This window comes from Sphingobacterium psychroaquaticum (assembly GCF_004421025.1).
GTDB classification, from domain to species: Bacteria; Bacteroidota; Bacteroidia; order Sphingobacteriales; family Sphingobacteriaceae; genus Sphingobacterium; species Sphingobacterium psychroaquaticum.
The window spans coordinates 1,746,472-1,762,152 of record NZ_CP038029.1; the positions used below are offsets into that span (position 1 = coordinate 1,746,472).

The following is a 15,681-nucleotide window of genomic DNA, read 5'->3' on the forward strand; positions in this document are numbered from 1 at the left end:
AATGATGTGTCGACTATAGGGGTTTCTTTGAAAAATTATACTTCTTTATAGTTTGACCGGTATAAAGACGATTTCTTTATAGTTGTCTTTTTCATAAAATACGCCTATTGTTTTTGGATTCAATAATACCAAATCCGAATATGCGGAATATGATCCTTTGTAGCCGGCTGGCGCTTTTGCAACGACCGTATTCTTATACCAAGTTTTACCTCCGTCTTTCGATAATCGTAGCGTGAGATTATCCCGGTTTTTTGTGTCGGCGGCATTGCAGACGGCAAGGATGTATTTACCTTTCTTACGCCATGATAAGACGCTACCTTGGTTTACCGGATCGGGTAAGTTCTTATCGTAGAACGTTGTGTCCCACGTTACTCCACCGTTGTTGGAGTAGCTGATAATGCGTGTACGTACATTTCCCTGTTGATTGCGGCTATTCATGTAAACACCGGTTTCGGATATTTGGGCAGCCATAGTCTCGTTGCTCCCCTCGAAAGGAACAGTAGACCCTATCTTATAAGTTTTTCCGTGGTCATCGCTATAGAAAGAGTGTGCATAGTAATCTTTGCCATTGGCGAGCGGATTTCCTTCCGAATGATTTGCCGGAATATAGAGACGACCTTTGTAGGGACCGCTATCTAATTGTAAGGCATGCCCTGGTGTATTCGCGAGCGTACGCCAATCTGCATCAAAATTATAAGCTGGATTGACATCCGGTTGTTTGGGTTGGTGTGTTGCCGCCGTGATGTTTACTGGGGCAGACCAGGTCTTTGCTCCGTCTGTAGAGGTGATAAACCAAGATTCCCGTAATCCTTTTCCTTTCCGTATTTCACTTTCGTGGTTGTTTCCAGTATTATAAAATAAAAAGATACGTCCATTGGGATAGTTTGGATCAAGCAAATCGACTACTGGAGCCGCATTTCCTGCTTGTAGTTTTTCATAGTCTGCAGCCACCTGTATGGCGCCCCATGTTTTACCATTGTCTTTACTGATTTTATAGACAATGTCCACATTTCCATAGTCGCCTGCATGATCGACTCGGCCTTCTGAAAAAGCCAAAAGATCTCCATTTTTATTTTTAACAATCGCCGGAATCCGATAACTGGCGTAACCCGCTTCGCCGGATTTGAAAACGGTTACTTCTTGTGCATTTAAGGTGCTTTGCATCAGTAAAGCAGCACCGATATAAAAAAGTTTATTCATCATAGTCATTGTGTTAGCGGTAAGGAACAAAGGTAAACATCCATTTGTTGGGGTTATCCCAACTTCGACCAGCAAAACTACCCACAGGTAATTTTATTAAGACATGGTTCCATCCTTTATTCAGATAAATTTGTTGAGGCTGACGAAAGGTGTATCCTTCGTCGAGTAGTGGTTTTTCTAGGTTGCCTTTTAGGCCTGGTTGTCTCCAGATGGGTGGTTCAATCCATTTGCCATTTACCTGGATGGCACTGTGTAGGTTATCCCAGGTGTCCTTAGTTGGTGAATCGCTCGCATATGAACGCGATAAATTTCCGAACCCGATCCAGAAAGGTTGATAACCGATGCTATCGGACCATATTTTAGTACGCGCATACCAAGTTGTATTTGTTTGTGGTTGAGCGAGGACGCCTTGTATAACATCGGCCCACCAATGGCGCAATATGACCGTTCCACCAGTAATGTGATATGTAGGCACGATTGTCGAATCGAACGCCTGCTTTTCGATGGAGAATGCCTGCGTTAGTTTTCCTTCATTCGGAAAAGGTCCAATTAACTCCCATGTGATGTGGCTATGTTTTACATAAGGAAATGGTAGGTTTTTGAAAAATTTTTCCTTGTGCTGTAATAGTCTTTTTTCAAAGGAAGAAAAAGATAGATTTTCTTCCTGATCTACGGGTTGAATATTTGCCTTCCAACCAGCCAAACCACCCCCTTGCCAAATTCTTTCTGCAAAGGTGAGCATCGCTGGATAAACGGCATTTTGTAAAAACATATCTTCAGGAGCCGAAACAGCGCGGTCCGGCCATACGCACAAGGTGGCTCCCCACAGATTTTTATGCGCTTTCTTCTGCTCGCCAATCTGGCGGTAAAATAACGTCGTCACCGTTTCTAGCGGATCCATGTGGTTAATGTAAAGGTGTTTCGAGTCTATATAGATTAATGCGCCATCAGGCTCAATTGCCTTTGGTCCACCCATCCATAGCTGACGGATTGTTTGCGGCATTAAATTGCCGCCTGGATCCCAACCTAAGGTTTTAAATCCGAGGGACTCGACATAGCGCGTCATTTCCCCCATGAAGTTAGGGTTCGTTATTTTGACTTCGTCCCCACCAATATGAAGGTAAGGCAGTCCCGGGTAGGTGTTTGCAAACTCATGTAACAGTTCCTTTAGAAATACCATACCCGAATCTGATTGCATATCCACACCAAAAAAACGATGAAAAGCGGCGCTGTGTCCCGGCATATCGATTTCTGGCAAGAAGGTAATATGTCGATCCGAACAGTATTTGATGAGTTCTCGAAACTCTTGCTCAGTATATGATTGACCCGCCCATCGTGTCATATTGGTAGAATCGGTTAATCCGGGATAACGTTTGCTGCTCAGGCGCCATGCAATATCTTCCGTAAAATGAAAGTGGAAAACATTAAGCTTGTATTGCGCCATGATATCGATTTGTTCTTTCAGCATTTCTAAGGGCTGGTAATTTCGACCAACATCAACTAAGAATGCACGCCATGGAAAGGCTGGTTCATCTTCGATGCTGCAAAAGGGGACAGTGCCTTGCGCTGTTATCAATTGTTTCAAGGTTTGCAAACCATAGTACAAACCAGATTTCGTGGAGGCAGCAACAGTAATGCCCGTTGTCGAAATGGTCAAGCGGTAGCTTTCTTTTTTCTCGCGCATATTCCGTGCGTTCAACGTTAGATTTAATACTGTTGAACGGGGGGCAGATCTGTTTTTTGCATACGAAAACGGGATCCTATTCGCCTTCATTACTTCAGACAGGAGGTATAATTCTCGATCTATTCCGGAGGTGTCTCCTTCTAACGTTATGCCTTGACGAAGGTCTAGAATCCCATTTTGCCAAGATACTTTTTGAGGCATAGGGAGCAGGTCGCTTTGTGCGCGAACGGGATGAAGAAAACCCACCAGAATTAGTGTGAAAAGAAAGCAGATTGGGCCGTGTTTTTTCATGTTAAGGTTTCATAAATTTCGTTAACGTCATCCAGCAGTACCACTCTTGACGAGGGAGGTGGAATGGGCCTTTGAACAGATTTCCTTTTGCCGGCTGTGCTACTTTTCCATCGCGATGCAGGTAACCAAACCACTCGCCATGTTCTTTATCATGAAAATGTGTATAGGCATAATCGTGTATCTGTTGATGCATTTCTGCATATTTTTCATCTTTGGTGACCAAGTAGGCGAGGAGGGTGGCGATGATGGTTTCATTTTGTGGCCACCAAAACTTCATATCTTGCCAGTACTCCTGTACAGGCTTGTTGTATACATCTCTGAAATATAAGATTCCGCCATGTTCTTTATCCCAGCCACGTTCCCACATATAATCAAGCATACGACACCCAAGATCTATTAATTTCGGATCCTTGTTGCGGTATAGCGCTTCATGTAGAATAAACCAGGCGCCTTCGATTGCGTGTCCTGGGTTTAGGGTGCGTCCTTCAATGTGATCGACAATACTCCCATCGAGGGCTACCTGCTCCATTACACATCGAATATCGTCTTTCACAAAATTGGTTTCAATTTCTTTGATCCAACCTTCAATGGCGCTATCGCACCGACTGTCACCAATGGTCTCGCGTAACTGTTGCGCTGTGTTGATCATAATCATAGGAATTCCGATTCCCTTCGTTGGTCGTGTATTTTCAAATTTAGGCTCTATCTTGCGCTCCCCCTCCGCATATTCCATACAAACCCCAAAAAGATCACGTGCATTTTTTGCGGCCTGCGGATCGCCAGACGCCTTGGCATATGCGGCAAACGCTATAACGGCAAACGTCTCAGAGAAAAAATAACGACGCATGCGTAAAGGGGTCCCTTCCTGATCAACATGAAAATACATTTTACCATGCTCATCAAAACACTTATTCAATAGAAAATCGTAACCCAGCTTTGCGCCATCCAACCACTCTTGACGTGGCTCTACGGTATTGTATAACGTGGCGAGCAACCAGCAAGCACGTCCTTGAATCCAAACTGCTTTATCCGTGTCTAGTAAGGAGCCATCGGCGTCACGCATCAGTAGGTACCCACCATTTTCTTCATCATATGATCTTGGAAACCAAAAAGGAACCGTGTCTTCTAAAAGTTGTTTTTTATAAAAGTCAGCTAGTGACTGTAGTTGTTTCTGATCCATTATTCTTTTTTTATAGAGGCAAGCGGAAAGTGCTGGCCGGTAAATTTGCATTGTTTACTAAATTTCCTGTGCTTACAGGCTCCCAACTATATACCAAGGCTTTCAAAGTGACTCCTTGCGGTTTTACGATGGTCACCTTATTTTGTATGATGTTGGCGGTGGCAGGTAATAGCTTCCCTTCTGCCGTTTGGAAGGAGAATCCGGCTAAAGAAGCCGTGTTGCTGGTCTTCATTCCTGTTGCGTAATCGAATGTCAATTCGATGGTGTCGCCATGGATTGTGCTTGTCCGAAATAAGGGGCCAGAAGGAGTTACCTGTTGCTTATAATGTTTCGCCAATGCCCATTGCGCAAGCCTTTTTCCAACGGTTATTTTATTTCGAGGATGTACATCAAGAGGATCACCTATGTCCGTAGTAACAACCATTCCCGCATTAGGAATTTTTTGTAGCATCTGTCGTTGTACATCGCGAAAGAAAGGCCAAGATGGGCGTTCAATACTCGATAGTTGTACATAATAGAATGGAAGTTCTTCCTGCCAGCGCTGGCGCATGTCTTGCACGAATGTTGGGAAAAGATGTTGGTACAGTTCCGCATTTTCGGCATCGCTTTCTCCTTGATACCAAAGGATGCCTGCTAGTGCAAAAGGAGCGATTGGAGCAATGCCAGCTTCATAAATATAAGAAGGGGCATAGGGATGTTGCTGAAATGGCGATGGCGATTGTTCCAGGTTTTTATTTGCTCGTTCACGGCACCAGGTCATAAGGTAGTCGCTTTTTCGCCAAGGATGCAATGCCCCTGTATATTGTGCATTGGACTCGAGGGTTAATCGTGGAATCCAGGCCAATTGCGGCGAGCCGCCAACGGAAAGATCGATCATGCCGATTGGAATCTGTTGGTTGTTGGCAATCTCTACCGCAAAAGCATAAGCTACCGCAGAGAAATTTTCAGCCTCTTGGGGACTATTTACTGACCAAGCGCCGGTAAAGAAATTTAGGGCATTAACTTGCGCTAATGTTTGTTGATCCCAAACGATGTCGTCGGTGGGTGCAAGATTGTTAAACTTGAGTAAGCGTATGGGTAAACGTTTGCCTTCCTTGTGTGCTAAATTATCCCCTTGGTTCGCGCTCTTTACAGGAAAAGCCATGTTGGATTGCCCCGCTGCTAACCATACATCTCCCACGAGTACATCGTCGTAAGTAAATGTTTGCCGGTCGCTCTTAACGGTTAAGGTTTGCGGGATGCGGTTTACGGCTTGTGCAGGGAATTGCACCTGCCAAGTTCCATTTTTGTCTGTTTTTGTGCGTTGTTTCTGTGCCGACCACTGTACTTCTATTGTCGTGCCAGCATCTGCGGTTCCCCATACCGTAAATGGCTTATCTCGCTGTACAACCATCTGTTTTCCAAAAACAGCTGGCATCTTTAATCCACCAAAATTACCTGTTAGATGTTGTGCGACAAAATCAGCAATTTTGTATGCTCCCTTTTTATTGGGATGTAATGTTGGAGAATCTGTAATAAGATCAGGTCTATTATGCAGAGCCGCGTAAAGATCAATGACCGGCAATGCACGAGCGGCAGCAACATCGACTATTAAATCCTGTATTGCGTGGTACCAGTTAAATGTACTGGACGAAAATCGCGGGTGTCCCGTGAATATGGGCGACATTTTACAGATATATATCTTTAAAGTCGGGTTATTTGTGCGTAAGGTATCAATAAGCCAAAGGTAATCTTGCACAAATTGATCCCGATAGTGGGGGAAGTTACGCGGGTCGGTATCATTCAAGCCTAAGTGAATGATAGCAATGTCTGCACGAAAATGTAAAGCATCTCGGAACTGCTTCGTATTAGCATAAGGACGATGTCCGTGGCGTAATAAAGTAGCGCCACTGTGACCAAAATTCTCTACATTGAATTGTGCTCCAATTTTCTCTTGCAGTACAGCCGGATAAGCGTTTGTTGCCGGTGAATCAAGACCTAACCCTTCCGTTACAGAGTCACCTATACAAGCTACTTTTACCTTTTTTTGCTGCGCCATTACTAACGGGATCACGCAAAAAAGAAGGTAAGCTACGCCCAAAATTTTGTATAGCTGTTTTTTAGTCTGCGTCGACATAATCTATAACTTTTGGTTTGAGAGTAAGAAGTTGCAGCAGAAGGGCTATGGCGACAATGAGTGCCAGCAGAGCAAATCCATTATTAAAGTGGCCTTCGTCTTTGAAGCGGCCTAATATCTGCGTAACGGCAGCGCCGGCAAAAACACCTACCATATTCATAAAGCCATATGCGGTGGCGCGAAGGCGTGGCGGAACAAACTGACAAAGGATCGGCATATTATTCGCATCAAAAATGCCAAACCCGATTCCAAACAAGATAGCAGCGCCTACAATACTGTAAAAGGTACTTCCTGTACCTAACAGAATTAACGCAGGTATTGTTAGAAACAAGCCGATTGCGCTGGTGTAAACGCGACCGCGTACATTTCGAAGAACCCACCTGTCGCTCCAGATTCCGCCGACAATAACGCCGATGAAAGAAGCCACAGCAATTGTAATTGTCGATAGTGGACCAGCTGTCGCCATCGGAATATTCAGGTTGTCCGCAAATAAAGTAGGGAGCCAGTTTTTGGTTGCCCAACCGGGAAGGCTGGGGGCGGCAAAGTAAAAGAGGATAACCCAAAAAGCAGTCATAGAAAATAAAGAAGATAAGCCTTTTATAAACGGAATTCGCTTTGGTAGATTTTCTTTGCTAGCGCCTGCTACTTGCTTTATTGTTGGTTCATGAAGCAAAGCAGCAAGGATAAAAGCATAGATAACCCCAATGATGCCAAACCAATGAAAGGCGGTATGCCAGCCATATTGATACGCTACCGTAGCACCAAAACCACCGAGAGCTTGTCCCATGTAAAAACCAGTCATATGTATACCCACAGCTAATGATCGGGTGCGTCCCGTGTGATAATCTGCGATGAGCGCCAGTCCGGCTGGAATGTATAAGGCTTCACTAAGTCCCATAATAGCGCGTAATACTAACAATTGATTGTAATTTTCTGCTAGCCCCATGGCATAGGTGACGGTAGACCACACAAACAGGCTAGCGACAATTAACCACTTTCGGTTTACCCGATCTGCAATAATCCCAGCAATAGGACTCATGAACCCATAAATATAAAGGAAGACAGCCATGAGGACTCCAAAGGCTTCTGCCTTTTGGAGTTCCACAATATCGATTTGCATGCTTTCACGCATGGTAGATAACATTTGGCGGTCCAGATAATTAAGAAGGGCTACGACCCACAGTAAACCGACCACGAGCCATGGATAATATTTGTTATTTCGCATGTTTACCTCCCTTTCCTATAGTTCCTACGAGAATCTGGTCGGTCCGAATCCCAGCCTTTATCTCGCCACTCGGAATGATAATCATGTTCTTGTAGGATAGCGCTTGCGTTGTGACCGGTGATTTCGCCGGTAGGGGCGCTATTTTGGACCATTTTTTCTGCTGTATATTGAATTTCCAGCTGTCGGATGTAAAGCCCGGATGGTTTTGTTGTAGGAACGCCTTTTGCTGTATAAGTATTTGTTTTTGGTTGCTATCTTCTGTCGCGGTTATTTTTGCGATCAGGTCTTCTACCTGATGGAACGTAGACGCATCATCGCCACCGAAGATCAGGATGTCGCCTTGGTCATCCATAACACCTGTCCCGGCAGCCAATGGGCGCGGAAGCGTTCCTATAGTCTCTATTTTTTGTGTGCTAAGATTCCATTGTAGTACCTGATCGTACATTGTACTTCGACTGTTTTCGTTACGTTTACGTCCACCGATAATGTAAATGTTTTGTTCTTTTGCATCGGTTAAAAATATAGCATGGCTAACCGGATAAGGGAGTGTTGTAGGATGTGTTTCCCAAGTTGATCCTGCGGTCGAAAGGTTCAGTTCATATATACGTGCTGACACGTGTTCGGTGTTCTCTCCTCCAATAAAAAACAACTTGTTTTTTACTTTCAAGAGACCGCCATTTGTATATGGATGTGGTAGGTTAGGTAACCGCGCTATCTGAATGGAATCTGCGGTTAGTTCCAAGGTAAATACATCTTTTTGAATCCCATTATTATTTTCTCCACCAGCTATATATAATCTCGTGCCATCACTGCATACAGCGCTGTAGGCCAGTGGGATATGTGTAGGTGTCTGTTTGACGAAGTCTACATGTCCGTCACCGATTTCATAGATATAGGCCTCTTGATGGTATTCTTTCGCGCCACCATCCCAAGGCATCGTTGCCGGAAAGTTAGCTCCACCCATAAGAAGTAACTTATTATCGATAATTCCTGTAATAGGACCAGCAAGCCCTAGGTGGGCACTGCCATCCGCTTGCATGGGTAATTTCGATTGGGTATCCCAATGGATCGTTTGTGTTGCATCCTCGGGGTTACAGGCGGTTAAGGCAATAGTCATGCAGAAGGTGAAGATTTTAGGTTTCATTAATGTTTAGATTTAAAAGCGGCAAAACCAAGGTTTGCTACCTCTTGCTCAAAGGCTGTAAATTGTGCATTGTCCATATTCGCAACCGGGAGTCTAAAGCCACCGCAGTTTAGGTCAATTAGTTTCATATAGGCCTTTCCGGTAGCAATACCGCCGTATTTTCCGAGCAAGGTAATCATATCGATTGATTTTTGCTGTAAGTCATTCGCTTTTGCAAAATCACCTGCATCGTATGCGGCTATCATGTCGTGATATAGGGGAGCGGCATAGTTGTACGTACTTCCAACCGCACCTTTACATCCCAGAACTAAGGAAGAAAGCATATTTTCATCACGTCCCCATAACATATCATATTTCTTATTCTTGTAGTTGCTACACGAAAGAAAATCCATAAAATCTTCATGTGTATATTTAATTCCCTTAAACGTTGGAATCAGCGCATCCACTTCCTTTAATAGATCTAACATAGCGTAATTTCCACCTGTTAGTACAGGGATATGGTAATAGTAAAATGCGGTATTGGGTGCAGCTGCAGCTACTTCAGCACAGCATACGGCCAATTGTTTTGCCGTAGCCGGTTTAAAGTAGAAAGGGGAGGTGAAAGAGATAACATCGACGCTTTCATGTTCAGAAATTGCCGCCAACTCCTTGCACTCCTTTATATTAGTACCGCCTAAAAACATCATTAAGGTGAAGTCTTGATCGTTACGTGTAAGCGCGGCCCATGCTTTCATGACATTAACTTTTTCGTCGAATGTGAGGGAAACACCTTCTCCGGTCGATCCACATATAAAAGCACCTGCAATGTTGTTTCGTTTTAGACTTTGGTAGTAGGTGGGGATTAAGTCAAGGTTTAGTTCACCATTATCTAGAAAGGGTGTAAAAGGAGCTGCAATTAAGCCATTAATGTGTTTCATCTTTTATTAATTTTTTATGTGTTTCTTGTAAAGGAGGTTGTATTATTTGATGATGTAATACAACCTCACTTATCTCGTTTTGCGTGTTATGGTTTGGTTGTGGTATATCCAGGCGTCTGATTCACCAACGGATCATTGGTCCACACATCGCGTCCAATCGGCCATAATACTTTGTAAGCTTCTGTGCTTTTTGTGAGCACGCCGTAGGGATGACTGGTTGATTTGAACGCCAAGGGTTCATTGTTGTACTTCATGCGGCGGATATCGTACCATCGTTTTCCTTCATAGACAAACTCTTTGGAACGTTCGGCAAAAATGGCAAGCTCATTCGCATCTTTGGTACCATTGACAAAAGGTGTTGGATCATTGCCGTTAAAGGCCCGGTTGCGCACCGCTTGGATGTATGTTTGTGGATTGGCTCCCTCCGCATTTGCAATTTCAGCTAACATCAGTAATCGATCTGCTTCCCGATATATTGGCCAATCATCGGTCCAGTTGCGAATATTATTATTTATCGTTCCCATGAATTTGGTCAATACGGTATTACGGATAGTAACCTTTTGAGGTGTTACGGAGCGATCGATCGCATAAAAATCATAAAAGGTAGCATCTCTGCGGCGATCCAAGATGTTATATGATTTAAAGAGCTCATAGGTATACGCATAACGTTGTATTCCACCTGTGCTGCTTTGTGCGATATTAAGTGGATCTATTAAGGTAGGGGCTGTCGTGCTAACCGTGTCTTTGTAGTAAATTCCATTGAAATTAGAGGTAGCGTATAAAAAAGATGCTACCGCAGGTTGTTCGGCTTCATTGAAAGCAAAAGGCAAGGTGAAAATGATTTCAGCGTTACGCTTTTGCTTGAAGACATCCGCAAAGTTGGCCACCAAGGAATAGCCGGTCACCGCATTAAGTGCTGTTTTTGCTTCGGCTAAATCGGCCGTATTATTATATACTTTTGCGGACCAGAGGAAAACTTCTCCTTTTAACATTTGGGTCGCGTTTAACGTCCAATAGGCTTTATTAGTACCCTGTATCGTTCCGAAATACTGTGCCGAGGAAGCGATGTCTGCTTTAATTTGCGCCAATACCTCAGGCTCTGTCGACCGCGCCAATCGCAAAGCAACCGGATCCGGTTTGCCGGTTAAAACATCGGGAACTAAGCGTAACGGAACGCCCCCAAAGGTGCGCAAGAGATGGAAATAGTAGAATGCACGCAAACCATGCGCTTGTCCGAGTAGATTGGCTTTTCGCTCTGCCGATAGAAAGGTGACGGTGTTTACTTTATCAATAAATAGATTGATCTGTAAAATGCTATTCATAAATCCGGACCATGCACCGAGTCCCGGTGAGACTTCAGTCATCGCTTGATTTATAACAACTAATTCGTTCAGAGATACATCCATACGTGCTGTACTCGTTAGACCACCACCACGCATTTCACCTAGGCGGAAAAAGCTGAATTGGTTGTTCCGGAGATCACTATGGATACCAATCATAAAGTTGTTTACTTGCGTTTCATTTTCCCAAAAATTTCCTTCAGCAAAAAAATCTTCAGGCGCCAAATTCAAGTGCTTATCGCAGGCTGTTAACCCTGTCAAGGAGAAAGCAACCAAGGCTAATTTTATATATTTTTTCATGTTGTTTTTCATCTGTGTTTAGAAAGTGATTTTTCCGCCCATAATCAGCATCGTCGGAATGGTATAGGCGCTGTTTTGTAGGCCAGTTCGTTCCGGTAATACGTTCATTTTATTGGTGATATATCCTAGGTTTTGTCCCGATACGGTGAGTGTTAATCCCGCTATTTTAGCGCGATTTAGCCATTCTTTAGGCAAGGCGTAACTCAAAGATACTTCGCGGAAAGCCAAGTAATTGGAACTTTTCCAGAACATATCACTTGGACGGTCAAAGTTCTTTGCATTCAATTGATCGGCCCATACGTAGCGTGGGTATTTTGCATTTGGATTTTCTGGTGTCCAGGTATCGTTCACCAACGTCGTCGCATTAAACTCCCCTTGAAAGAAACCTAAAGACCACATTTGCATCTGATCCATTTGAATATGACCTAAGGCAAAATCCATACGAGTAAACAAGGAAAGCCCTTTGTAACTAATGGTTGTGTTGAAACCTCCGGTCCACTTCGGTAAAGTATTTCCTAACCGCACACGATCATCCATATTGATCACACCATCTCCATTGATATCTTCCCACATCACATCGCCTAATTGTGTCGGTAGGTATCCCGTCAGCCCCTGTTCTTGTATAATTTTTTGGCTGGCTACTTTTTTACCCGCAGCAGCACCATAAAATACTTCTCCAGCGGCATCATCACGCACATTATAATTCGAGAGATCGGCCTCATTCCGGATAATCCCTTTCATCCGAAAGCCATAAACATCACCCCATTCCATGCCTTCCTGAAGTCCGCCAACCCAAATAAGAGAACCGGTAGCAGGGTCATACACTTGCGTACCATCCTGGCGGTTGCGATCATTCCCGTTGTAAGGCAGCTTTATCACTTTGTTACGCACATAAGCGGCATTGGCATTCACGGTCCAGTTTACCTTATCATTCTGAATGATTTTGTATCCCAGTTCAAACTCAATACCGCGATTTCGCATCGTACCATTATTGGTTCTAATGGACGGGATACCGGCGGAGTTAGGGAGATTGATGTAGGCCAATTTATCCGATGTGATACGGTTGTAGTATGCCGTGGAGAAGTTCAGTTTGTTGTTCAATAGACCGATGTCCATTCCCACTTCGGTAGTTTTACTTTTTTCCCAAGTCAATTCATTGAGTGGAGCAGCAGAGAAGAGGAAGCCACGCGACTGGTCGTATGCCTGTTGAACACTATAGCCCCCCTGCACTTCGTAGACACCAATAGCGTTACTTGTTCCGATACCAATATTTCCGTTTTTACCCCAACTGGCGCGTAGTTTTAAGAAATTTAACCATGGTGCTTTTTCCTGCATAAATTGTTCTTTAGTGGCAATCCAGCCGACAGAAGCAGCCGGAAAGACACCCCATCTGTTGTCGGCGCTTAGGCGCGATATCCCATCGCGACGAAAGGTTGCAGAGAAAAGGTATTTATCGGCATAATCGTAGGTTGCATTTCCAAACTGTGAGATAATACGATCATTCGTATGTGCGGAGGATGCACCTCGCGTAGGATTGGCCGCCGTGTTGGTCGTTAAACCTAGCGCCATGAAATCGTCGGTCGGAGCTAATGCACCTGAAGCACCTAAACCGCGGTAGTACGAGTCGTAAAATTCAGCACCAGCCAAGGCGCTTACCGTATGGTCACCAAATGACTTGTTGTAATTAAGAACCGCGTTATAGGTTTGTCTGATGTCTCGCCAAAAACTAGCCGAACTACTGCGTTGTCTGTTCCAGCCCGCATTGGGATCTGTATAACTTAGGAAGCCTGTTCGGAAATCCTGATTGAAGGATTCGTGATACTCTTCCTCGTAATACAGAATACCCTTCATTCGTAAAGATAGTTCCGGTAAGAAATTGACGACTAATGCTTGGTTTAAGGTGAATTTATCACTCTGTGCTCGTCTTTTGTATTTATCAATATTAACCAATGGGTTACCATCGCTGGCATCCCGGCCAAGAATCCAATCTCCTGTAACCGGACTTTTGCTCCGTAGTGTTGGCGGAGCCGATAGCATACGTCCCCAGTAATTGCTCTCGCCGTTTGTTAAACTTTGATCACGCCAGTTTGCGCGGGTGAAGTTGATCGTCGATTCGGTCTTAATCCAATCCTTGATTTTATAATCCGCATTTACAGCGAAATTGTACCGTTTGTAGAAGGTTTCTAATGAGAGTCCCTTTTCATCATATAGGCCGACACTACTAAAGTAGTTGGCTTTGTCATTTCCGCCTGAGAAGGATAGGTTGTAATCTTGTGATGGGGCAGGGCTTTTGAAAGCAACGTCACGGTAACTGAAGTCTTCATAAATGAGGTCATAAAATTGCCCGTTTGCATCATAGTTACCAGCTGCATTGGTTGGAATTACATCTTTCATTGTTTTCCAACCTTGATCCAAGAGAAATCGATTTTGATCCGTTAGACGCATGAGACTCCATCGTGCTTCATTAGCATAATTGCCATCAAGTGGCGTTACACCGTCAGCAGCAAAGTATTTGTTGCCCGTACCGCGTGGCCCCGGGCTGCCTAATGTGGTATTTGGGAGTGTGCCTGATTTTATCGCACCGACGGCGCCAAGTCTATTCCATTTTACATAATCACCTGCATCTAGAAACTCATATGGAGAGTTTAGATAATTGATACCCCGAATTGCTTTTAAACTTAAGGAAGAACTTCCTGTTTTCCCTCTTTTTGTGGTGACTAATATAACACCATTACTTGCTCTGGCACCATAGATAGCTGTGGCAGCGGCATCTTTTTGAACATCTATACGCTCAATTTCATCGGGATTAATATCTGATAAACTAGTTCGAACCTGACCATCCACTAAAATAAGTGGGCTACCGGTACCGTCCCAATGGGTGCCACCACGTAATACAATGTTCGGCATGGCGCCGGGACGTCCCGAACCGGTCGATACACGCAAACCTGGTACTGTTCCTGCAAGTGCTTGCGCCGGATTTGCGCGCATTCCGGATTCTAGTATTTTATTGTCCAACGTAGAGACGGAGGCCGTTAGTTTCGTACGTTTTACGGTGCCATATCCCATAACGACTATCTCATCTAGCTTTTCATCATTGGACTCCATGATAATTTCCAAATGATCTGTTTGGGAAACAGATGTTTCTTGCGCACGGTATCCTACCGCGGTAAACAATAACTTATCCCCATTTTTTGACCGAATGGAAAAGTTGCCATTTTCATCGGTGGAGGTACCTGTTTTTTGTGTTAGGTTGGCGATCGTTACCGCAGTAAGTGGATTTTTGTTTCCGTCTAATACCCGGCCCGAAAGCATGTTCTGCGCTACAGCTTCGTCGTGCAGTAGGCAGAGGAAAAGCAATATAAAGACGCTTTTCAGTTTAATTAGGTAGTTCTTGTTCATAATTATTTGTTTTAATATTGGATTATGTATAACATAATAACAAAACAAATGTATGACATAATATTTCAGATGTCAAAATATTTTTGATATTATTGTGAATAAATTGTTAAGTATATAGGCTATGAGTCAGGAGAATGTCTCTATTGAAAAGCTTGGAGGTATCGATACCTCCAGTTTGGTAGACAAGGTTGAAGCACGTATTGTGAGCTTTATTCAAGAGAATAAATTAAAAGTTGGGGATGTGCTTCCTAAGGAGTTGGACTTAGCAGAGAGCTTGGGGGTGAGCCGTACAGTTATTCGGGAAGCATTACTACGCTTAAAGACTATTGGCCTCATTGAATCGAAGAAACATAAAGGGGCTGTCTTGACGAATCCGGATGTGCTTGGATCTTTGCGAAAAGTTTTTCATCCTTCAATTTTGGATAATGCTACCTTGAAGGATATGTTCGAGATGCGTTTGGCGTTGGAAGTAGGGATGGCTGATTTTATAGTCAATAAGATTACAGATCAGGACCTACAGGAGCTGGAAGCGATTGCAGAAGATATTGTATCGGGCGATACGGCCGCACCCTGGCAGGTTGAAGATGAAATACGGTTTCACGGTAAGCTATATGAGATATCGGAGAATAAAATCCTTCTCGAGTTACAAGAGTTGTTGATTCCTATTTTTCAATATGTACACCAAAGTGGTTTGTTAGAACGGCCTATTGTAGAAGGTGATTTTATCTCGCATAAAGAGCTTGTTGAGGTGCTTAAAAAGCGAGATGCCGATGCATATCGAAAAGCAATCCGCCAACATTTAAGTAACCACTTCGCTCGAATCTTAGCTTAAAAAACGCAATTCTGTATTTTGATAAAGTATCCATATTGCTTATCTTGTGGGTA

At 43.8% G+C, this 15,681-nt stretch carries 10 protein-coding genes; 1 reads left to right on the top strand and 9 read right to left on the bottom strand.

The window, feature by feature from the left end; all coding sequences use genetic code 11:
- Positions 1–45 precede the first annotated feature (45 nt).
- The 9 genes from E2P86_RS07210 to E2P86_RS07250 form a co-directional block, all read right to left on the bottom strand.
- Positions 46–1,203: a sialidase family protein gene (locus E2P86_RS07210; RefSeq protein ID WP_134431920.1), complete on the bottom strand. Its 1,158-nt coding sequence runs from the start codon at positions 1,201–1,203 to the stop codon at positions 46–48.
- Positions 1,204–1,213: 10 nt separating this feature from the next.
- On the bottom strand, positions 1,214–3,175 hold the full coding sequence (locus E2P86_RS07215) for a beta-N-acetylhexosaminidase (RefSeq protein WP_134431923.1): 1,962 nt from the start codon (positions 3,173–3,175) through the stop codon (positions 1,214–1,216).
- A gap of 1 nt (position 3,176) precedes the next feature.
- Positions 3,177–4,355 carry an AGE family epimerase/isomerase gene (locus tag E2P86_RS07220; RefSeq protein WP_134431926.1) on the bottom strand — a complete coding sequence of 393 codons (1,179 nt, stop codon included), beginning with the start codon at positions 4,353–4,355 and terminating at the stop codon, positions 3,177–3,179.
- 10 nt (positions 4,356–4,365) lie between these two features.
- Positions 4,366–6,393, bottom strand: coding sequence for a GDSL-type esterase/lipase family protein (locus E2P86_RS07225; RefSeq protein WP_166785160.1), 2,028 nt, complete (start codon positions 6,391–6,393; stop codon positions 4,366–4,368).
- A gap of 61 nt (positions 6,394–6,454) precedes the next feature.
- Positions 6,455–7,696 (bottom strand): MFS transporter, encoded by a 1,242-nt coding sequence (locus tag E2P86_RS07230; protein ID WP_085472763.1) that lies wholly within the window; start codon positions 7,694–7,696, stop codon positions 6,455–6,457.
- Positions 7,686–8,840 carry a kelch repeat-containing protein gene (locus E2P86_RS07235; RefSeq protein WP_134431932.1) on the bottom strand — a complete coding sequence of 385 codons (1,155 nt, stop codon included), beginning with the start codon at positions 8,838–8,840 and terminating at the stop codon, positions 7,686–7,688. Before E2P86_RS07235 ends, E2P86_RS07230 begins: the two co-directional genes overlap by 11 nt.
- Positions 8,840–9,757 carry a dihydrodipicolinate synthase family protein gene (locus E2P86_RS07240; protein WP_134431935.1) on the bottom strand — a complete coding sequence of 306 codons (918 nt, stop codon included), beginning with the start codon at positions 9,755–9,757 and terminating at the stop codon, positions 8,840–8,842. The genes E2P86_RS07235 and E2P86_RS07240 overlap by 1 nt, the downstream gene beginning before the upstream one ends.
- 86 nt (positions 9,758–9,843) lie before the next feature.
- A complete protein-coding gene (locus E2P86_RS07245) occupies positions 9,844–11,397 on the bottom strand; it encodes a RagB/SusD family nutrient uptake outer membrane protein (protein ID WP_085473040.1) in 1,554 nt (517 codons plus the stop codon).
- Positions 11,398–11,415: 18 nt separating this feature from the next.
- Positions 11,416–14,796, bottom strand: a complete 3,381-nt coding sequence (locus tag E2P86_RS07250; RefSeq protein ID WP_134431938.1) for a SusC/RagA family TonB-linked outer membrane protein — start codon at positions 14,794–14,796, stop codon at positions 11,416–11,418.
- Positions 14,797–14,917: 121 nt separating this feature from the next.
- On the opposite strand from E2P86_RS07250, the gene E2P86_RS07255 reads away from it, so the two are divergent.
- Complete coding sequence (locus E2P86_RS07255) at positions 14,918–15,628, top strand: FadR/GntR family transcriptional regulator (RefSeq protein ID WP_085472767.1); 711 nt, start codon at positions 14,918–14,920, stop codon at positions 15,626–15,628.
- The last annotated feature ends 53 nt before the right edge of the window (positions 15,629–15,681 follow it).

Coding starts and splice junctions, on each gene's coding strand:
- E2P86_RS07210 (WP_134431920.1), bottom strand. CDS start 1,203: ATGATGAATAAACTTTTTTATATCGGTGCTGCTTTACTGATGCAAAGC.
- E2P86_RS07215 (WP_134431923.1), bottom strand. CDS start 3,175: ATGAAAAAACACGGCCCAATCTGCTTTCTTTTCACACTAATTCTGGTG.
- E2P86_RS07220 (WP_134431926.1), bottom strand. CDS start 4,355: ATGGATCAGAAACAACTACAGTCACTAGCTGACTTTTATAAAAAACAA.
- E2P86_RS07225 (WP_166785160.1), bottom strand. CDS start 6,393: ATGGCGCAGCAAAAAAAGGTAAAAGTAGCTTGTATAGGTGACTCTGTA.
- E2P86_RS07230 (WP_085472763.1), bottom strand. CDS start 7,696: ATGCGAAATAACAAATATTATCCATGGCTCGTGGTCGGTTTACTGTGG.
- E2P86_RS07235 (WP_134431932.1), bottom strand. CDS start 8,840: ATGAAACCTAAAATCTTCACCTTCTGCATGACTATTGCCTTAACCGCC.
- E2P86_RS07240 (WP_134431935.1), bottom strand. CDS start 9,757: ATGAAACACATTAATGGCTTAATTGCAGCTCCTTTTACACCCTTTCTA.
- E2P86_RS07245 (WP_085473040.1), bottom strand. CDS start 11,397: ATGAAAAAATATATAAAATTAGCCTTGGTTGCTTTCTCCTTGACAGGG.
- E2P86_RS07250 (WP_134431938.1), bottom strand. CDS start 14,796: ATGAACAAGAACTACCTAATTAAACTGAAAAGCGTCTTTATATTGCTT.
- E2P86_RS07255 (WP_085472767.1), top strand. CDS start 14,918: ATGAGTCAGGAGAATGTCTCTATTGAAAAGCTTGGAGGTATCGATACC.